Origin of the sequence: Arthrobacter globiformis (assembly GCF_030815865.1) — a bacterium.
Taxonomy (GTDB): Bacteria; Actinomycetota; Actinomycetes; order Actinomycetales; family Micrococcaceae; genus Arthrobacter; species Arthrobacter globiformis_B.
Map to the genome: position 1 here is coordinate 3,789,984 of NZ_JAUSXI010000001.1, position 16,031 is coordinate 3,806,014.

The 16,031-nt window shown below is 63.1% G+C and carries 12 protein-coding genes and 1 pseudogene; 3 read left to right on the forward strand and 10 right to left on the reverse strand.

The features are described 5' to 3' along the window. Position 1 precedes the first annotated feature (1 nt). Both QFZ33_RS17620 and QFZ33_RS17625 read right to left on the reverse strand, forming a co-directional pair. The gene (locus tag QFZ33_RS17620) at positions 2 to 355 is read right to left on the reverse strand and encodes a DUF2304 domain-containing protein (protein ID WP_111905828.1); all 354 of its coding nucleotides are present in this window, start codon (positions 353 to 355) and stop codon (positions 2 to 4) included. 3 nt (positions 356 to 358) lie between these two features. Next, positions 359 to 1,024, reverse strand: coding sequence for a glycosyltransferase family 2 protein (locus QFZ33_RS17625; RefSeq protein ID WP_223257210.1), 666 nt, complete (start codon positions 1,022 to 1,024; stop codon positions 359 to 361). Between the two features lie 113 nt (positions 1,025 to 1,137). On the opposite strand from QFZ33_RS17625, the gene QFZ33_RS17630 reads away from it, so the two are divergent. Continuing rightward, entirely contained in the window at positions 1,138 to 3,201 is a 2,064-nt protein-coding gene (locus QFZ33_RS17630) for a DUF6541 family protein (RefSeq protein ID WP_307029546.1), read from the forward strand. A 210-nt stretch (positions 3,202 to 3,411) separates the two neighbouring features. Here QFZ33_RS17630 and QFZ33_RS17635 read toward each other — a convergent pair whose 3' ends face one another. From QFZ33_RS17635 to glf, 6 genes and pseudogenes are all read right to left on the reverse strand, one after another. Beyond that, positions 3,412 to 3,543 (reverse strand): hypothetical protein, encoded by a 132-nt coding sequence (locus tag QFZ33_RS17635; RefSeq protein ID WP_307029548.1) that lies wholly within the window; start codon positions 3,541 to 3,543, stop codon positions 3,412 to 3,414. A gap of 224 nt (positions 3,544 to 3,767) precedes the next feature. Beyond that, positions 3,768 to 3,977, reverse strand: a pseudogene (locus QFZ33_RS24025) (hypothetical protein); the annotation flags it as partial. Positions 3,978 to 4,273: 296 nt separating this feature from the next. After that, positions 4,274 to 4,999 carry an ABC transporter ATP-binding protein gene (locus QFZ33_RS17640; RefSeq protein ID WP_307029549.1) on the reverse strand — a complete coding sequence of 242 codons (726 nt, stop codon included), beginning with the start codon at positions 4,997 to 4,999 and terminating at the stop codon, positions 4,274 to 4,276. A gap of 2 nt (positions 5,000 to 5,001) precedes the next feature. Further along, entirely contained in the window at positions 5,002 to 5,880 is an 879-nt protein-coding gene (locus QFZ33_RS17645; RefSeq protein WP_307029551.1) for an ABC transporter permease, read from the reverse strand. Beyond that, positions 5,870 to 7,882 carry a glycosyltransferase gene (locus QFZ33_RS17650; RefSeq protein ID WP_307029553.1) on the reverse strand — a complete coding sequence of 671 codons (2,013 nt, stop codon included), beginning with the start codon at positions 7,880 to 7,882 and terminating at the stop codon, positions 5,870 to 5,872. The genes QFZ33_RS17645 and QFZ33_RS17650 overlap by 11 nt, the downstream gene beginning before the upstream one ends. After that, positions 7,879 to 9,066, reverse strand: coding sequence for a UDP-galactopyranose mutase (gene glf, locus QFZ33_RS17655; protein WP_307029555.1), 1,188 nt, complete (start codon positions 9,064 to 9,066; stop codon positions 7,879 to 7,881). Before glf ends, QFZ33_RS17650 begins: the two co-directional genes overlap by 4 nt. A 191-nt stretch (positions 9,067 to 9,257) precedes the next feature. On the opposite strand from glf, the gene QFZ33_RS17660 reads away from it, so the two are divergent. Beyond that, positions 9,258 to 13,490, forward strand: coding sequence for an FtsK/SpoIIIE domain-containing protein (locus QFZ33_RS17660; protein ID WP_307029556.1), 4,233 nt, complete (start codon positions 9,258 to 9,260; stop codon positions 13,488 to 13,490). Here QFZ33_RS17660 and QFZ33_RS17665 read toward each other — a convergent pair. After that, entirely contained in the window at positions 13,487 to 13,984 is a 498-nt protein-coding gene (locus tag QFZ33_RS17665) for a hypothetical protein (protein WP_373427291.1), read from the reverse strand. The genes QFZ33_RS17660 and QFZ33_RS17665 overlap by 4 nt on opposite strands. Before the next feature lie 232 nt (positions 13,985 to 14,216). On the opposite strand from QFZ33_RS17665, the gene QFZ33_RS17670 reads away from it, so the two are divergent. Then, positions 14,217 to 14,465 (forward strand): WhiB family transcriptional regulator, encoded by a 249-nt coding sequence (locus QFZ33_RS17670; RefSeq protein ID WP_003804966.1) that lies wholly within the window; start codon positions 14,217 to 14,219, stop codon positions 14,463 to 14,465. Between the two features lie 94 nt (positions 14,466 to 14,559). On the opposite strand, the gene QFZ33_RS17675 is transcribed toward QFZ33_RS17670, so the two are convergent. Continuing rightward, positions 14,560 to 16,029, reverse strand: coding sequence for a sensor histidine kinase (locus QFZ33_RS17675; protein WP_307029558.1), 1,470 nt, complete (start codon positions 16,027 to 16,029; stop codon positions 14,560 to 14,562). Between the last annotated feature and the right edge of the window lie 2 nt (positions 16,030 to 16,031).

The window sequence follows — 16,031 nt, forward strand, 5'->3', positions numbered from 1 at the left end:
ACTATTTGCCGTCCGTTTCCCAGACTCTCGGAGTCTCATCTATGGCGATGCGCCGCGACAGCTTGGTCAGCGAGATCTCGGTCTGGCGAAACCGCTGGTACGTGGTGGCCATGAAGATCAGCAGCCATACAACGACGCCGTACAGGACAAGGTCGGTGCCACGGCCGATTCCGAACCATCCTGCGACCGTGGTCAACATCTGAGGAAAGAAGATCGACAGGGCCGCGACGAAGGTAAACACCATGAGCATGATGCGGCGGATGGCCAGATGCCTGGCATTGGAACCACCCCGCATGAGGATCATCGCAACCAGGACGACGGCGAGTACCAGGATGATCTGGATGACAATAAGCATGAATTACCTCAAAAACAGTTCCGCGAGAATGTTGACCGAGTTCAAAAGGGACTGCCCCTTAGCCTTCGAATAATCCGTGTAGATGATCTCCACGGGGTGTTCCACGTAGCGCGGCTTCATGGCTGCCAGCCTGTTGACCAGCTCGGAGGCATGCGCCATGCGGTTCTGCGTCAGGTTGATGTTGCGGGCAACATAGGGGTTAAAGGCCCTGAGCCCATTGTGCGCGTCCGTCAGGTCCAGCCCGGTGGACAGCTTGGACTGGAGCGCGGCAGTTTTGAGCACGATCCGCTTCATCGGAGTGAGCTTGGTTCGGTCGTCAAGGAAGCGAGAGCCGAGGACGATGTCTGCCTCGTTGCTGAGAATGCGGTTCGCCATCTCGAAGGCGTCAGAGACTTTGTGCTGGCCATCGGCGTCGAACGTCACAATGCAACCAAGCGCCGGATCCTGAAGCGCATACTCGATGCCGGTCTGGAGGGCGGCCCCCTGGCCAAGATTGATGGGGTGCTGCACCACCACGGCTCCCGCTTCGCGGGCGATTTTTGCCGACTCGTCCGAGCTGCCGTCATCCACGCACACGACGTAGGGGAAAGTAGGCAGGAGACCTCGGATTACATCGCCGACTACGGTCCCTTCGTTGTACATAGGAATGACAATCCACGTTCGATTCACTGGACTAGTCTCCCATACCGAACCCGGGCCCCGGGGACGGCACGGAGCGATCGCCCTGCTTACAGTATTGTTGGCCACTGGCCATATTTCCCTGAAACTGTCGAGGAGCCCCCATGCCCTGGGTGACATTCGTGCCCGTTTTACTGCTGGCTGCAGTGATCTTCCTGGGGCCCGGGCTCGTGGTTATGCGCGGAGCAGGAGTCAGGGGCCTTCCCCTCTTCGCGGTATCAGGTCCGACGACGGTCACTATAGCCAGCGCTGTTGCGGTTGCGGCTCCATACGCCAACATCGGGTACGGGATCGTCCCGGTGGCTGTCTGCGCACTGATCCTCACGGCCACGGCTCTCGTGCTGCGCTATGTCTTGGCTATGCGCGGAATAGTATTTGGGGCCCAGCCTCGGAAGTCGTTCGACGACGGTGCGGGGAACAGTGCCGGTATTGGGCCTGTGCTGACGTCAGCCCAGGAGTGGGTCAGGCGCGGTGCGATCATCGCCGCCTTCGCCATTCCCGCGGCCATCATCACGGTGCGGTTTGCGCGAATCATCGGCGCTCCCGGCAACATTTCGCAAACGTACGACAACATTTTCCATCTGAACGCCATTGGCCATATCTTGATCACCGGATCTGGTTCATCCTTGACTCTCGGAAACCTGACAACAGCTTCCGAGGCGTTCTACCCGGCCGCGTGGCACGATCTAATCGCACTCGTCGCCTCAACAGCGTCAATCTCAGTCCCGGAAGCCATAAGCGCCGGCAATATCGTCATTGCCGGGGTCATCTGGCCCCTGGGAATGATGTATCTGATCAGTCGGATCTCAACGGGTCAAGTCTTGCCCATGCTGCTGACCGGGGCACTCGCTGCGGGCTTCAGCTCCTTTCCTTACCTCATGATTGACTTTGGGGTTCTGTACCCCAACCTGTTGGCGATCGCGATCATGCCCGTGGCATTGGCGCTGACGATCGATCTTCTTGGCCTCAACCCAACCAAGCGGCGGATCATCCCTGTGCTCTGTCAGGGCGCCCTCATCCTCCCTGGACTGGCTTTGGCGCATCCGAGCTTTGTCGTGGCCCTGTTTGGACTGGCCCTCCCGCTGCTGCTGACGAAGCTCGTCCGCCTCGCCGCCGGTTACAGGCGCCGAGAGGCCACGGGACGGCAGCTGATCGGCTTTACAGTCCTGACGGCCATGTTCATTCCGTTGGTCTTCATCGTGTGGGACATGGCCGGTCAAAGCCTCACGTCTTCACGGTGGCAGCCCTATCAGTCCGTTTCCCAGGCCATCGGTGAGGTTCTTGGCGCCGGTCCCCAGGGAAGGCATGTTTCCCTGGTGATGTTCGTGATGCTCGTCTCGGGACTTGTCGCCTCCATCGCGCGGCGAAAGCTCGTATGGGTACTGGGCATGGCCTTTATTGCTGCCGGACTTTTCGTCGTGGCGTCCGCGCTTCCCGCGAGCGAGACCCGGCACTTCCTGACCGGCGTTTGGTACAACGACTCATTCCGGCTCGCCGCGATGCTCCCCGTCGTCCTGCTTCCCCTGGCCGTACTGGGTGGCGAAAGCATTCTGCGCGGAGCTGCCGCTGCGGCCACAAGGAACCGGGTGGGCGAGACCGCCAGCAGGATACTGCGCCTTCCCTGCGCGACTGCCATGGACAAGATTGCGCCCGCTGCCGTTCTGCTCGTGGGAGTCTTCGCCATCGCCGTAGGTGCGCAGTTCGGTGCCGTTGGAAAAGAGCAGGTCTTTGCGTCAGCCAACTACAGGACCGGGCCGCAGGCCCCTCTCGTCTCTACTGACGAGCGGGCGCTTCTGGACCGCCTGCCCAGCCACGTTCCGGCCGAAGCCACCGTCTACGGCGATCCCTGGACCGGGGCGTCCCTTACTGAGGGACTGTCGCTGCGCCGCTCTGTGTCCCCGCACATCGTCGGTCGCCGCACACCGGAAGAACTTGTCATCATGAGCAGGATTGACGAGGCAGGCGTTAATCCTCTGGTGTGCCCAGCAGTGAAGGACTTGAACGTCCAGTTCGCGCTCATTTTCGACGATCGGGAAGTGCACGGCGGTGCGCACCCCAATACGGCCATGGACGAGGCTGATAGCGCCCCTGGCCTCAAACTTGTCGACAGTCAGGGTTCAGCCCGGCTGTATCAGGTCACCGGCTGCGGACCACTCAGCAGCAATTAGGTAGATGTCCCCTGCACCGAACGGGTAAGCCCCGTGCGTTAATTGAACTGGTCCCCACGATTGTTGGACTGGCTGGGTGAGATCCTAAGCCGCGAGGGCATGGGCACGGTATTGCACCGGGGGCTCAGGCCCTCGGGCTTTGTCGAGATTATGGGTGTTGTACCAGTAAAGCTTCCGGTCTCCGACGCTGAACTAGGTCACGTGAGTCACTCACTTCTGGTTCGGGGCCATGGCGTCGAACTCCCGATTCAGCAGGTTCGGCGCGGCGGTGCCCTGTTCGCCTTGGTGGGAGTTGTAGCGTTTCCTCCGCCGGACCTTGCAGATCCCAAGTGCCCGCGTCATCTTCAGCACAGTCTTCTTCGCGGCCGTCCATACTTGATTGAGCAGTTCCGTGTGCTCTGTGCAGTGCCCGTAGCAACCATGTTCTTAGATTCAGGGGCCTGGAGCCAGGCCTGGTGATGGAAGAACATCGATCGGGTAAGACCTGAGACCTGCAGCAGAACCGGAACTGGGAAGTCAGCCTTGAGGGCGATGAGTGCCTGGACTTTCACAGTTGTTTTGAGCCCTCAAGACCCGCAATTTTCCCAAGTCGGCCACCTATGCCCGTAACCGTTCGTTCTCCCGGCGCAACCGCTCCAAATCTGATGTCCCCGCCGGCGGTGGGGCGTCGGGCCTCCGGGTCCCCCTTTGGGCTTAGGCCGCAATGCGTCCGCACCCTCGCGACGATACGCACGAGCACACGTTCTCACTAAGCCCGGCGAAGACAACCCAACCTTGGCCGCGAGATCCGGGTGGTCTCACCCGCCAGGAAGCGTTCCACCAATACGAGCTTGACGTCGAAGGAGTCCGACTGCTTCCACCTCGTGAGATTGACCCGAGTCATATAGACATCGACAGCCAAATCCCCGGGCAGCTCAAGTCACTGGCCACCGCGTCCTGACGGTGCCACATGACCCGCCACCCGCAGTCCGTCGGACAAACTAGGCGCTCGGCGGAGCCCAGGTCCCTTCAGGATCCGGTACATCCCGCCTTGGCACTCAGGGCATGTTCGCGAAGGTAGGTCGGCGTCGACTCAGCCCCTTAGCGTAGCGACTGCCTTTTCGATGGGGCCGTCAAATGTGATATTCCCGCGCTCGAGGAGGATTCCGCGGTCGCAAATACGCGACACGAGATCCAAATCATGGCTTACCACTACAAGGGTCTTACCCTCCGCCGCCAGCTCTTGGATCTTCTCGATGCACTTCTTCTGAAACGGCTCGTCACCGACCGCCAGGATCTCATCCACTAGGAACACCTCAGGGTCAGTGTGGACTGCGACAGAGAAGGCCAGCCGCAGATACATGCCTGATGAGTAGAATTTCACCTCGGTGTCGATGAATTTGCCTATTTCGGCGAATTCTACGATGGAGTCGAAGCGCTCGTTGATCTGCTCCTCCGTCATGCCAAGGATTGCCCCATTAAGGTAGACGTTGTCCCGGCCCGACAGATCATGATGAAATCCGGCCCCTACCTCGATCAGCCCGGCGACCCGTCCACGGGTCCGCACCGTCCCGTTATCGGGCACCATAACTCCTGAAATGTGCTTGAGCAACGTCGACTTGCCGGATCCGTTGAATCCCAGAAGGGCCACGGCTTCGCCTTGATTGATTTCCAGCGAGACGTCGTGAAGTGCGTGGAATTTTTCGGAGAGATCACCCTTGCGGCCCTTGACCAGCCAGACTATGGCTTCCTTGATCGACCGGGTATGGCGAAGAACGAACTGCTTGTTGATGTTTTTAACTTCAATAGCGGTGGGCAACTTTAAAGCTCCTGTGCAAAACGGCCTTCAAGCCGACGGAAGGTCGCCTGCCCGACGAGCAGAACGCCAGCAGAGACTAGCAATGCCACCGGCATCCAAAACTGGAGCAGGTTCGGCGGGAGAGGTGTGCTGCCGTCCGTCGTCGGGAGCCAAAACGCGAAGTGAAACGATTCCACTCCCACCGTTATCGGGTTGAATTGGTAAACGGTAAACCAGAATTGTCCCAGCTTGTCCGCCACCATAGTCCACGCGTACATCACTGGGGACGCCCATGTCGCCACCATCAAGAGCATGTCGACAAAGTTCTCCGAATCGCGGAAGTAAACGTTCACGGCACCGAACAGCAGTCCCAGTCCCGTCGCCAAGAGCCCCACAATGGCAAACCCCCCGACGGCAGCTGCCAACTGGAACACGGAGGGGTGCCAACCCGCGAACACACATGCCGCAACGAGGATCACGAGCTGCGGAAAGAAGTGCACAGCGGAAACCCATACGGACGCAACCGGAAACAGCTCCCGCGGCAGGTATATCTTCTTGATCAATCCGCCGTTGTTCACGATGGATCGGGAAGCGTTACCCAAGGCCTCAGTGAAAAAATTGATGAGGACTATTCCAGAGAACAGATAGATCGCATAGTTCGGCAGTCCGTTGGGGTTGCGGGGGCTGTTTTCCAGCCCCAAGAAAACGCCCAGCGCAATGTAGAACACGATGAACTGCACACCCGGCTTCACGTACGACCAAAGCAGGCCCAGAACAGAACCCCGGTACCTGACCTTCAGTTCCTTGCGAACCAGCAGCTTAAGCAGGAACCGCGTGCGGAAGACCTCAGCGAGCCCGCCGCCGAGGCCGGGGCGGGCCAACTCCTCCGTGCTAACGCTCATCTACACGTTCACTATGTGCGTCAAAGGTCTTCTTCCACGTTTCTATCGAAGTGATCTCAGGCAGCGCAGCCTTGTACTCAGCACTGAGCCTCTTCCAATCCTTCAGTAGCAGTGAGTGCAGGCGTACACTCTCTGCAAGCATCGAACGGAGCTGCTTCGGGTCGCGTTGGTACCATGCCGAGCCGGTGCCTTCCGCGTTCGTGACGACGGCGGAATCATACTGGGACATGCGCCACCAGCGGTTGTCCTGGTGAGCCACATTCGCTTGAGGCCGGACTTGGCTTGACGGCGCAACGGGCTGCACCAGCTGGCGCAGCACGGTCTTCGCCGCGATCGGGATCAACCCGAGTTTGTTCGGTTCGCGGACACCGTGCCCGTGCTTCGGGGGCTTATCCAGCTTCGCGGCCGGGAAGGTATCCGGATCAGTCGCGATCACCGAGTCCGGGTAGTTCTTCATCATGTCCCGGATTTCAGGCAGCTTTTTGGCCAACTGCTCATGCAGCTGCCCCGGTCCGCGCAGGAGATCGCGCAGCGCCATGTTCCGCCCCCGTGCCGTGGCGTACTGCATGGACACAAGGTGCTTGATATCTGCGTAGTGCGACTCGCGGACGATTCGGCCGCCAAACTCGTAGGGACTGTGGACCAGCGCGGCAATGAACCTGTTGCGGGCGTGGAAGTATGCCTGCCACCCCACGAGGTCGTCCTTGTCGATCCAGGAAACATGCCAAACCGCCGCGCCGGGCATGGAAACGGTCGGATAGCCATGCTCCTTGGCCCGGAGGGAGTATTCGGCGTCATCCCACTTGATGAATACCGGAAGGGCAAGCCCGATTTCACGGATGATCCGCGTAGGGATCAGCGACATCCACCAGCCGTTGAAATCCACATCGGCACGGCGGTGGAGCCAGCTGGTCTGACGCAGGTTCGTCGACTGGAAGTCGTGGCCAAGCAGCATGTCCTCACGGGACTGTTCCCAGAGGAAGCGCCATGGATTCACAACCTCACCGAAGGTGTGCAGCACCGTGCGGTTGTACAGGTCAAACATGTGGCCGCCGACGATGGTCGGGGTCTTGCACAGGTCCGCGAAAGTGAGCATCCTTGAGATGCTCTCGGGCTCTACTACGACATCGTCGTCCATCAGCAGCACGTAGTCGCTGCCGTTCTCCACTGCCTCGTACATGCCACGTGCAAATCCGCCGGAACCGCCCAGATTGTCCTGGTTGATGATCCTCAGCTTGCCGTCCAGCGCCGCAGCCACTTCGGCGAAACCGTCGGCATCGGAGACTTTCTGAGTCCCCTGGTCGACAACCACGAGCTCCTTGATGTGCTCCAAGGCATCCGGGTTCTCGGACAGCAGCCTGAGGTTGTTGATGCAGAATTCGGTCTTGTTGAGGGTTGTGATCTGCAGCGTGGCGCTACCCTGCTGGCTGTTGTCGCCCTCTGCCAGCCACTCAGCACTCCGGAGCACGAGAGGCTCGGACCCTGCCACAAGGTCGAACCAGTACCAGCCACCGTCGCCAAACGGGGCCAGGGTGAGGTCAAAAGTGCTCACCGAGCCGCCCTCAACGTTCCGGGAATCAACGCGCTGGAGCGCACCGCGGGCGTTCGACTTGTAGACGATCACGGAGCCGGAACCAGCAGTGGACACCGACAGTCGGACACTCTTGACGGTGGTCCAGCGACGCCAATAGCTTGCAGCAAACGCGTTGAAGTAGCTGCCGAACGAGACACGCTCACCGGGACGGACCGACGTCGAATGACGCGTCAGGAAGTCTTCCACGTGCGCTTCCTTGCTCGGAGCGCTGACGGTCTGGGTTTGGGTCCTACTGTTGGCCTCGAGGTTCGACGTCGGCAACTGCACACCTGTGGCCGTTCCAGTGTCAAGGTACAGGGGCACGGTGTCCATCTGGCTTTGGCTCGGCAAAATGACCCGCTGCAGGACCCGCCATGCCTGGCCTTCCTCGCTGACGCCCAGGTCCTCGGTCTTGGTTGCTGTGCTCATGCGTCCACTCCTCCGCTTTCAAGGTTGGCTCCGCTTTCGAAATGGGGCCGGATCTGGTTGTCGAACATTGTTAGCGCCGACCCGATGGCCATATGCATGTCAAGGTATTTGTAGGTACCAAGCCGGCCTCCGAAGAGGACGTTCTTCTCGGCTGCGGCGAGATCGCGGTACTTCAGCAAGCGGTCGCGGTCTGCGCTCGTGTTGATCGGGTAGTAGGGCTCATCGCCCTTCTCAGCGAAACGTGAGAACTCGCGCATGATGACGGTCTTCTCGGCCTGGTAGCCGCGTTCCGGGTGGAAGTGGCGGGGCTCGATGATGCGGGTGTAGGGCACATCGGCGTCGTTGTAGTTGACCACTGAAGTGCCCTGGAAATCACCGACGTCCAGCACTTCTTCCTCGAAGTCGATGGTGCGCCAGGAAAGATCGCCCTCAGCATAATCGAAGTAGCGGTCCACCGGTCCGGTGTAGATGACCGGGATACTGCCGACCACTTTGCCCTTGCTGTACTCGTGCGACTCGTCGAAGAAGTCCGTGTTGAGCCGAACCTCGATGTTCGGGTGCTCGGCCATCTTTTCGATCCAGGCCGTGTAGCCGTTGGTCGGCAGCCCCTCGTACTTGTCGTTGAAGTACCGGTTGTCGTAGTTGTACCTGACCGGAAGGCGGGAAATGATGCCCGCGGGCAGGTCTTTGGGATCCGTCTGCCACTGCTTGCCGGTGTAGTGCTTGATGAAGGCTTCGTAAAGCGGACGCCCAATGAGCTGAATGCCCTTGTCGTTCAGGTTCTGAGGATCTGTGCCGGCAAGTTCCCCGGCCTGTTCCTGGATGAGTTCCTTCGCCTCTCCCGGCGTCATGTTGGCGCGGAAGAACTGGTTGATCGTGGCCAGGTTGATTGGCAGGGAGAAAACCTCCCCGCTGTGCACGCCATAGACCTTGTGCACGTAGTTTGTGAAGGCAGTGAAGCGGTTGACGTATTCCCAGACGCGCTCGTTCGACGTGTGGAACAGGTGCGCACCGTAGCGGTGAACCTCGATCCCGGTCTGCTCTTCCTTCTCGCTGTAGGCATTGCCTCCGATGTGGTGGCGGCGGTCGAGGACGACCACCTTCAAGCCCAGCTCACTGGCGGCCTGTTCTGCGATCGTCAGGCCAAAGAAGCCTGATCCTACGATGACGAGGTCAGCAGTCACTAAATCTCCTGTTTCGAATTCGGGCAGCCCAACGTTGTGCATTGTCTGCTGACCTAGCCTACCTGAGTCTCCCCCGGCGGCAGTGATCCAGTCTTGGCGAGGGTTTGTCCACATACGCGGGCATGCAGGATCCGCTCGCATGTTATGAGGGCTAGCGTTTCCACCAAAAGGGCCCGGAAAGGCGGATACGAATGGAACTGCAATGCACCCTGGTGCGCGCTCCCGGGTCCCTATCCCGGGGTGGACCGGTCGAGCTGACGGTCTCGGCGCCGGACGGGTGCCCAGGGTCCAATCTGGAAACCGAACTCTCGCGCCGCTTCCAGACCGGCAGGCTGTCGGTGGAGGGCAGGCGCCTGGGCTTGTTGACAGTCGGCAGGAGCCCCCTCGTCAATGGGGCTGTTCTGGTGGATGGTCCTTCCATCGGAGACGGGTCCGACGCCGCCGTAGCCGGGGCGCGACCCGCCGGCGAACTTCCCGCTGCCGTGCTCCTCGTGGTGGACAGCGGCCCATCTGCAGGCTCTGTTCTTCCGCTGCGACGGGGAAGCTACCGAATCGGCCGGACCAACGCCGAACTGACGATTCCGGATGCCGATCTCTCCCGCGAGCACGCCAGACTCGAGGTCTCGGATAGGTCACTCACCCTTGTGGACCTTGGCAGCATTAACGGAACCGAGGTCGACGGCAAACGGGTGTCAAAAACGGCCGTCGCGATCGGTTCCCGTATTCGCTGCGGCAATTCGTCCATGTCGCTCGTGTTGGCTGCCCCGTCAGGGGCACGGGACGCTGAGCTTGGGTTCGCTGGGAGCTCTGTGGCGGAGCCGCTGACCGTGTCACACCCGGCTGTGCCGGCGGGCCGGTCCATGCTGCTCCTCGGGGCGGTTCTCCCCGTGATCGTAGGTGTGGGCCTGACCGTGGTGACGGGGTCGTGGATGTTTCTGGCCTTCACGGTGGTGTCGGCAGTGACTCTGCTTGTCCCGGTGTTCTCGGGCGCCCGCCAGCGCCGCGAGCTCAGATCGGCAGTCGCGGTGGCAGTTGCGCAGGATCTGGATCGACGACGGCGGTCCGCACCGTCCGCTGCTGTTCTTGCACTGAGCGCTGCGGTTCCTGCTCGGAGCCCTGCCGGCACCGGCCGGAACGCCGAACGGGAGACGTCAACGTACAAGGGAGCGCCAAGGCCTGCGCCGGGCGTCTGGCTCCGACTCGGCCTGGCTGATCAACTGGCCAACATACGCCTGGAGCCGGACCAGCCGGGCCTCAAACCGCCGGGGCTCGGGGCGGTGCCACTGCTCCTTGATCCGGGCCTCGCGGTCCTTTCCGTCCGGGGGCCAGAGCCGGAGGTTCACGGTCTGGTCCACTCGTTCATCATGCAGCTCACGGGATATCCGCTGGCCAGGGGTACCCGGATCGCGATTCACGGACCGGCTGCTGTCCTGCCACTCGCTGCGCGGTTTCTTCCCGGCGTCTCACTCCATTCAACGATCCCTGACACCCTGGCGGCCGTGACGGACACGTCCGGCGGACAGGATGTGTCCCGCATTCTCCTGCTCTTCGGCGAAGCAGAAGAGGGCACCCTGGAGGCCGGCATCATCGCAACAGCCCGCGGTCTCGGCTGGCGGGTGGTCCATCTGCCGGGCCGTGGACAGCCGCCAGCGGAAACCGACATTGAACTCGGCGAGCGCGGAGCCGTGCTTCGGGCGCGGGCCAGGCACCACCGCTTCGTTGCAGACCTGGTGCCCTCCGGCGTTTTCGACCGCTACTGCCGGACATACCGCCAGTCCCTCCCTGACATGCCGGCCGACGAACGTCCCCTCCCTGCGAGCTGCGGGCTGGGCGATGTCCTTGACCTGTCGGCTCCTGCGACCGCCAAGCGCTGGGCGGCAGGCAGGCTGGAGCCAGGACTCACCATCCCCCTGGGCCGGACCGACCGGGGAGTGCGTGTCCTAGATCTTGAGGCGGATGGCCCGCACGTCCTCGTTGCGGGCACCACAGGTGCCGGGAAATCGGAACTGCTTCGCACGATTACCGCTGGGCTCGCCCTGTGCTACCCGCCGGACCGCGTCAGTGTCCTCTTCTTCGACTTCAAGGGCGGCTCCGGACTCAGTCCGCTGACTGGCATCCCACACTGCGTCGGCATGCTGACGGACCTCGCCAGCAACCAGCTGGAGCGCACCATTGTGTCACTGCGGGCAGAAGTGCGCAGGCGTGAGCAGCTGCTCGCGGCCGCCCGCGCCCCGGACCTGGCCGCCTATCGCCTGTCCCCTGCGGGCGGACCGCCCCTCCCCCAGCTGATACTCATCATCGATGAGTTCCGGATGCTCGTCGAGGACGCTCCAGGGACCCTGACCGATCTGATGAGGATCGCGGCCATTGGCCGCTCCCTGGGCATCCACCTGATCATGGCGACCCAGCGCGCGCAGGGGGCTCTCACAGCAGACATCCGCGCGAACGTCACCACAAGCATCGCCCTTCGGGTGCAGTCCGCGCACGAGTCAGCCGATGTGATCGGCACCAATGCGGCATCGGCAATACCCGTCAACCGGCCCGGCCGCGCCTACCTGGCCAGGGGCACCGAAACTGCCGAGGAGTTCCAGTCAGCATCAATTGCCACCACCGGCGAGGATCCTGCGACTTGCCGGGTCAGGGTGTTTGAGGCCACCGCGGCGCTGAAGATGCTGCCTTCTGTCACCGGCAGCAGCCTTCCGCCGACAACCCCGTCGGACGCCGCCAGGCCCGTGGTTGAGCTGGCTGCCTCCCTCTGGGCCGGAATGGGGGGTTCCCCGGTGCGCCGTCCGCTGGCTCCGCCGCTGCCGGACGTGCTGGCCGATCCCGCCGATCTGGCCGCATTCACCGCAGTTGGCCTCTTCCCTGCCGGCCTCGTCCTTGCGAGCCTCGTGCCTGGGGGCGCGGTGCCGGCAGACACCGTCCCTGCAGACACCGTGCCTGGGACAGCCGGGGACTTGGCCGTAGGGCTGGGCTTGCTGGACCTGCCCGAGGAGCAGCGGCTAGCCGGTCTGACATGGCGGCCCGGAGCCGATGGGCATTTGGCGCTGATCGGGGCAGGATCCCGTGATGCCGCCCACGCCATGTCAATGGCAATGCAACAGCTGCTGGCCCATCCCACGGAATCCCACCTCTATGCCCTCGATGCGGACGGGTCCTTGGCGGGCCTGGCCGGCGCGCACCGCGCCGGGTCCCTTGTAAACCTCGACGACCTCCGCCGAGGTGTGCGCCTCCTGGAGCGTCTTGCGGCCGAAGCCTCCGGGCGGCTCAGTCGGCTCCCGGCAGCCTTCGGGCCACCGCTGGTGCTGGTCATTTCAGGCTGGGGTTCCTGGCTGTCGGCCCTCCGCTCCGGTCCTCTGACGCGTGCCGAGGACCATGTCCAGGACATCGTCCGGGACGGTCACCGTGCCGGAATCACCGTGGTGATCTCCGGCGACCGGGAACTCGTGACGTCGAGGTTCTTTTCAGCAATCCCCAACCGCATCTACTGCCCGCGGGGCGCCAGCGCCGAGAGCAGGCTGGCGTGGCCCAAGATGCCCGACCTTCCGCCGCTTCCGGGCCGGGCCGTGGCATCCGGTGCGTTGTCGGCCGGGCGCCAGGCGGTCTGCCAGCTCTATGTCCCAGGACGTCGAGGTGCCGGTTCCGGAACTGTCATTTCCCTCGGCGAAGCGATGCAGGGGCCGGTGCGGGTCAAGCCCTTCCGCGTGGATCCCCTTCCCGTGCAGCTCTCAGTGGCGGAAGTACTCTCCCGAATGCCTAGAGCGGATCGGGCTTCAGGTGACGCTGTTTCCGATGGTCCTGCTTCAGACGTCCGCCCGCACGGATCAAATCCCGCAGCGGCTCGCCCGGTGAGTACAGCCGCCCGGTGCCTGGTGGTCGGAGTGGCCGGGGACGAACCCGCCCCTGCCGGGGTGCGCCTGCCGGGAGGCGCTGTCCTTGCCGTGCTGGGCAGCGCCGGTTCGGGCAAGTCCTCGTTCCTGGCTTCCCTGCCGATGCTCAATCCCTTGGTGGCCGGGTGGCTGCACCCCGGCCCGGAATCCAACCCGGGCGACTTTTGGGCTGGGGTCCACCGTGACGCCACAGAAGGAAGCCTGCCCGCGGACGCCATAGTCCTCGTCGATGACGCCGACATGCTGCCTGCCACCACCCAGCAGCAGCTCGTGGAGCTGAACAGTCGCGGCTGGGCGATAATTTTCTCCGCCGCGTTCAGCCAGTCACTGATGCAGCGTGTCCCGCTCGCGCTGGCCGCCCGCAGTGGCGGCAGAGGCATCCTCATTGCGCCCCGGAGTCCGCTTGACGGCGACATCTTCGGCCTGCGGATGGAACTGGATCCCCAACCCCCGCCAGGACGCGCCCTGCTCGTGGCGGACGGCACGGCGGTGCCCGTTCAACTGGCGGTGGCCGGCGACGTCAGGAGGCGTTAAAGCGCCGGCGGAGCGGAAGCGGCACGGGAGGCGAAGCGGATCACGCGCTTGTCGAACAGCAGGACGATGGCCGTGGCGGCCGGGATCAGCATCGCGGCGCCGGCCACCGGGAATCCGCCGGTGAGCGTGGGGAAGCCGATGGTCAGCACGAACAGCTGGGCCACCAGCGCACCGGCCCTCGGCCAGCGGAAGCCCCGGAACAGGAACACGGCAACGGCATACAGCCACGACGCAAAGGCCAGCAGCAGGCCGAGTGTGAAAATGGCACCCCAGAACGACATGACAGGCGCTCCGCTGGCCAGCTGGAAACCGTACCAGGCTGCTGCCCCCAGCAGGGCCGTGGCCTCGGCTGCCACAATCCCAGAGATCACGGCGGCGGCGCGGGGACGGACGGGGCCCGAAGGATCCGTTCCGGCCGAGGCCTGGTCCTCCGGCACTCCACCGTCTCCGGCGTCAGCGAATGGGGCGGACGGGTCTTCTGGGGGTCTTGACACACTGGCACACTACCCGAGATAGTCGACACACGGCGGGACAGCCCGCCGATGTGATGCATCGCTCACGTTTCTTGGGGATTTCGTGGTCCACAACCCCTTGTTTACACAGCGTTAACATGAAACGCTTGATCCAGATGACCAAGGGGGCCCTGCAGGGCCCCTTTCCTTTGTAAGCCCTAGTGAATATTTTCACAAAGGGTATTGACTTCCCAGGAATGGAGTACTGATCAGCATGGATTGGCGTAACCGCGCGGCCTGCCTCGACAAGGACCCGGAGCTGTTTTTTCCCGTAGGCAATACTGGCCCCGCGCTTTTGCAGATCGAAGAAGCCAAGAGCGTCTGCCGCCGGTGTCCGGTCGTTGACACCTGCCTGCAGTGGGCGCTGGAGTCCGGACAGGATGCAGGCGTGTGGGGGGGCATGAGCGAGGACGAGCGGCGTGCGCTGAAGCGCCGCGCCGCCAGGGCCCGGCGCGCGTCTTAACGCGCACAAGAGCAGCGAGGGCACCCGAGCAAAAGCTTCACTAGAAAAGGCGACGGCCGCGGACCTCATGGTCCGCGGCCGTCGCCTTTGTCGTTTAGCGGCTTGCCAGACTCAGGACAATCTGCACCGCCGTGCCGCCGCCCTCGCGGGGCTGCCACTGGATGGTGCCGCCGAGTTCGCTCGTGACCAGCGTCCGGACAATCTGCAGCCCAAGGCCCTCCACATGGGGCGTCTCCGGCAGGCCCACCCCGTCGTCCGCCACAGTGACGGTGAGCAGTTCCTCATCGTCGTCGCCAGCTGAACGGTCGGCGAGCAGCCACACCGTGCCGGTGCGTCCCTCCAGTCCGTGCTCGACGGCATTGGTGACGAGTTCGTTGATCACCAGCGCCAGCGGCGTCGCGAAGTCGCTGGGAAGCTCACCGAACAAACCTGACCGCTGCGTCCGGACTTGCTGGGACGGTGAGGCCACTTCTGCAGAAAGGCGGAACTGGCGTCCGATCAGTTCATCAAAGTCAACGCTTTGGGTCAGCCCCTGCGAGAGCGTCTCGTGCACCAGGGCAATCGTTGCCACGCGCCGCATGGCCTGTTCCAGCCCCTGCTTTGCCTCGTCACTGACCATTCGACGGGACTGCATGCGCAGCAGCGCTGCAACGGTCTGTAGGTTGTTCTTGACCCGGTGGTGGATTTCACGGATCGTGGCATCCTTCGTGACCAGTTCCATCTCGCGGCGTCGCAGCTCGGACACGTCACGGCAGAGGACCAGCGCACCGAAACGCTGCTGCTCGTCGCGGAGCGGGATGGCGCGCAGCGACAGGCTTACGCCGCGGGATTCAATCTCGCTTCGCCACGGCATCCGCCCGGTGACAACAAGAGGCAGCGTCTCGTCCACCAAGCGGCGGTCCTTGAGCAGACCCGCCGTTACCTCAGCCAGCGAGCGCCCTTCGAGGGATTCGCCGTCGCCGAGGCGCCGGAACGCCGAGACGCCGTTCGGGCTGGCGTACTGCACGATGCCCTCGGCGTCGAGGCGGATCAGGCCGTCACCAACGCGCGGGGCCCCGCGGCGGGAGCCGGTCGGCGAGGCGAAGTCCGGCCAGAGACCCAGTGTGCCCATGCGCAGCAGGTCATAGGCACACTGGCGGTAGGTCAGCTCCAGCCTGGACGGCATCCGCGAGCTGGAGAGGTCCATGTGTGAGGTGACCACCGCCAGCGTCCGCCCGTTCCTGACCATCGGCACGGCTTCGACCCGCAGTGCCATGTCGCTGCTCCAGTTCGTCTCACTGGAACGCTCAATGGTGCGGCTCTCCCACGCCTTGTCCACCAGCGGCTGCAGGTCCGAGCGGATGCCCTCCCCGACGAAGTCGGCGTGGAATACCGTATGCGTCGTGGAGGGCCTGACGTGAGCCAGGGCAACGTAGCCGTGCTCCGGGTGGGGAAACCACAGGGCCAGGTCGGCAAACGCAAGATCGGCCACCATCTGCCAGTCGCCCACCAGGAGGTGCAGCCACTCGGCATCCCCCGGCCCAAAATCAGCGTGCTCCCTGATGGGGTCCGTAAAGATTGCCACTG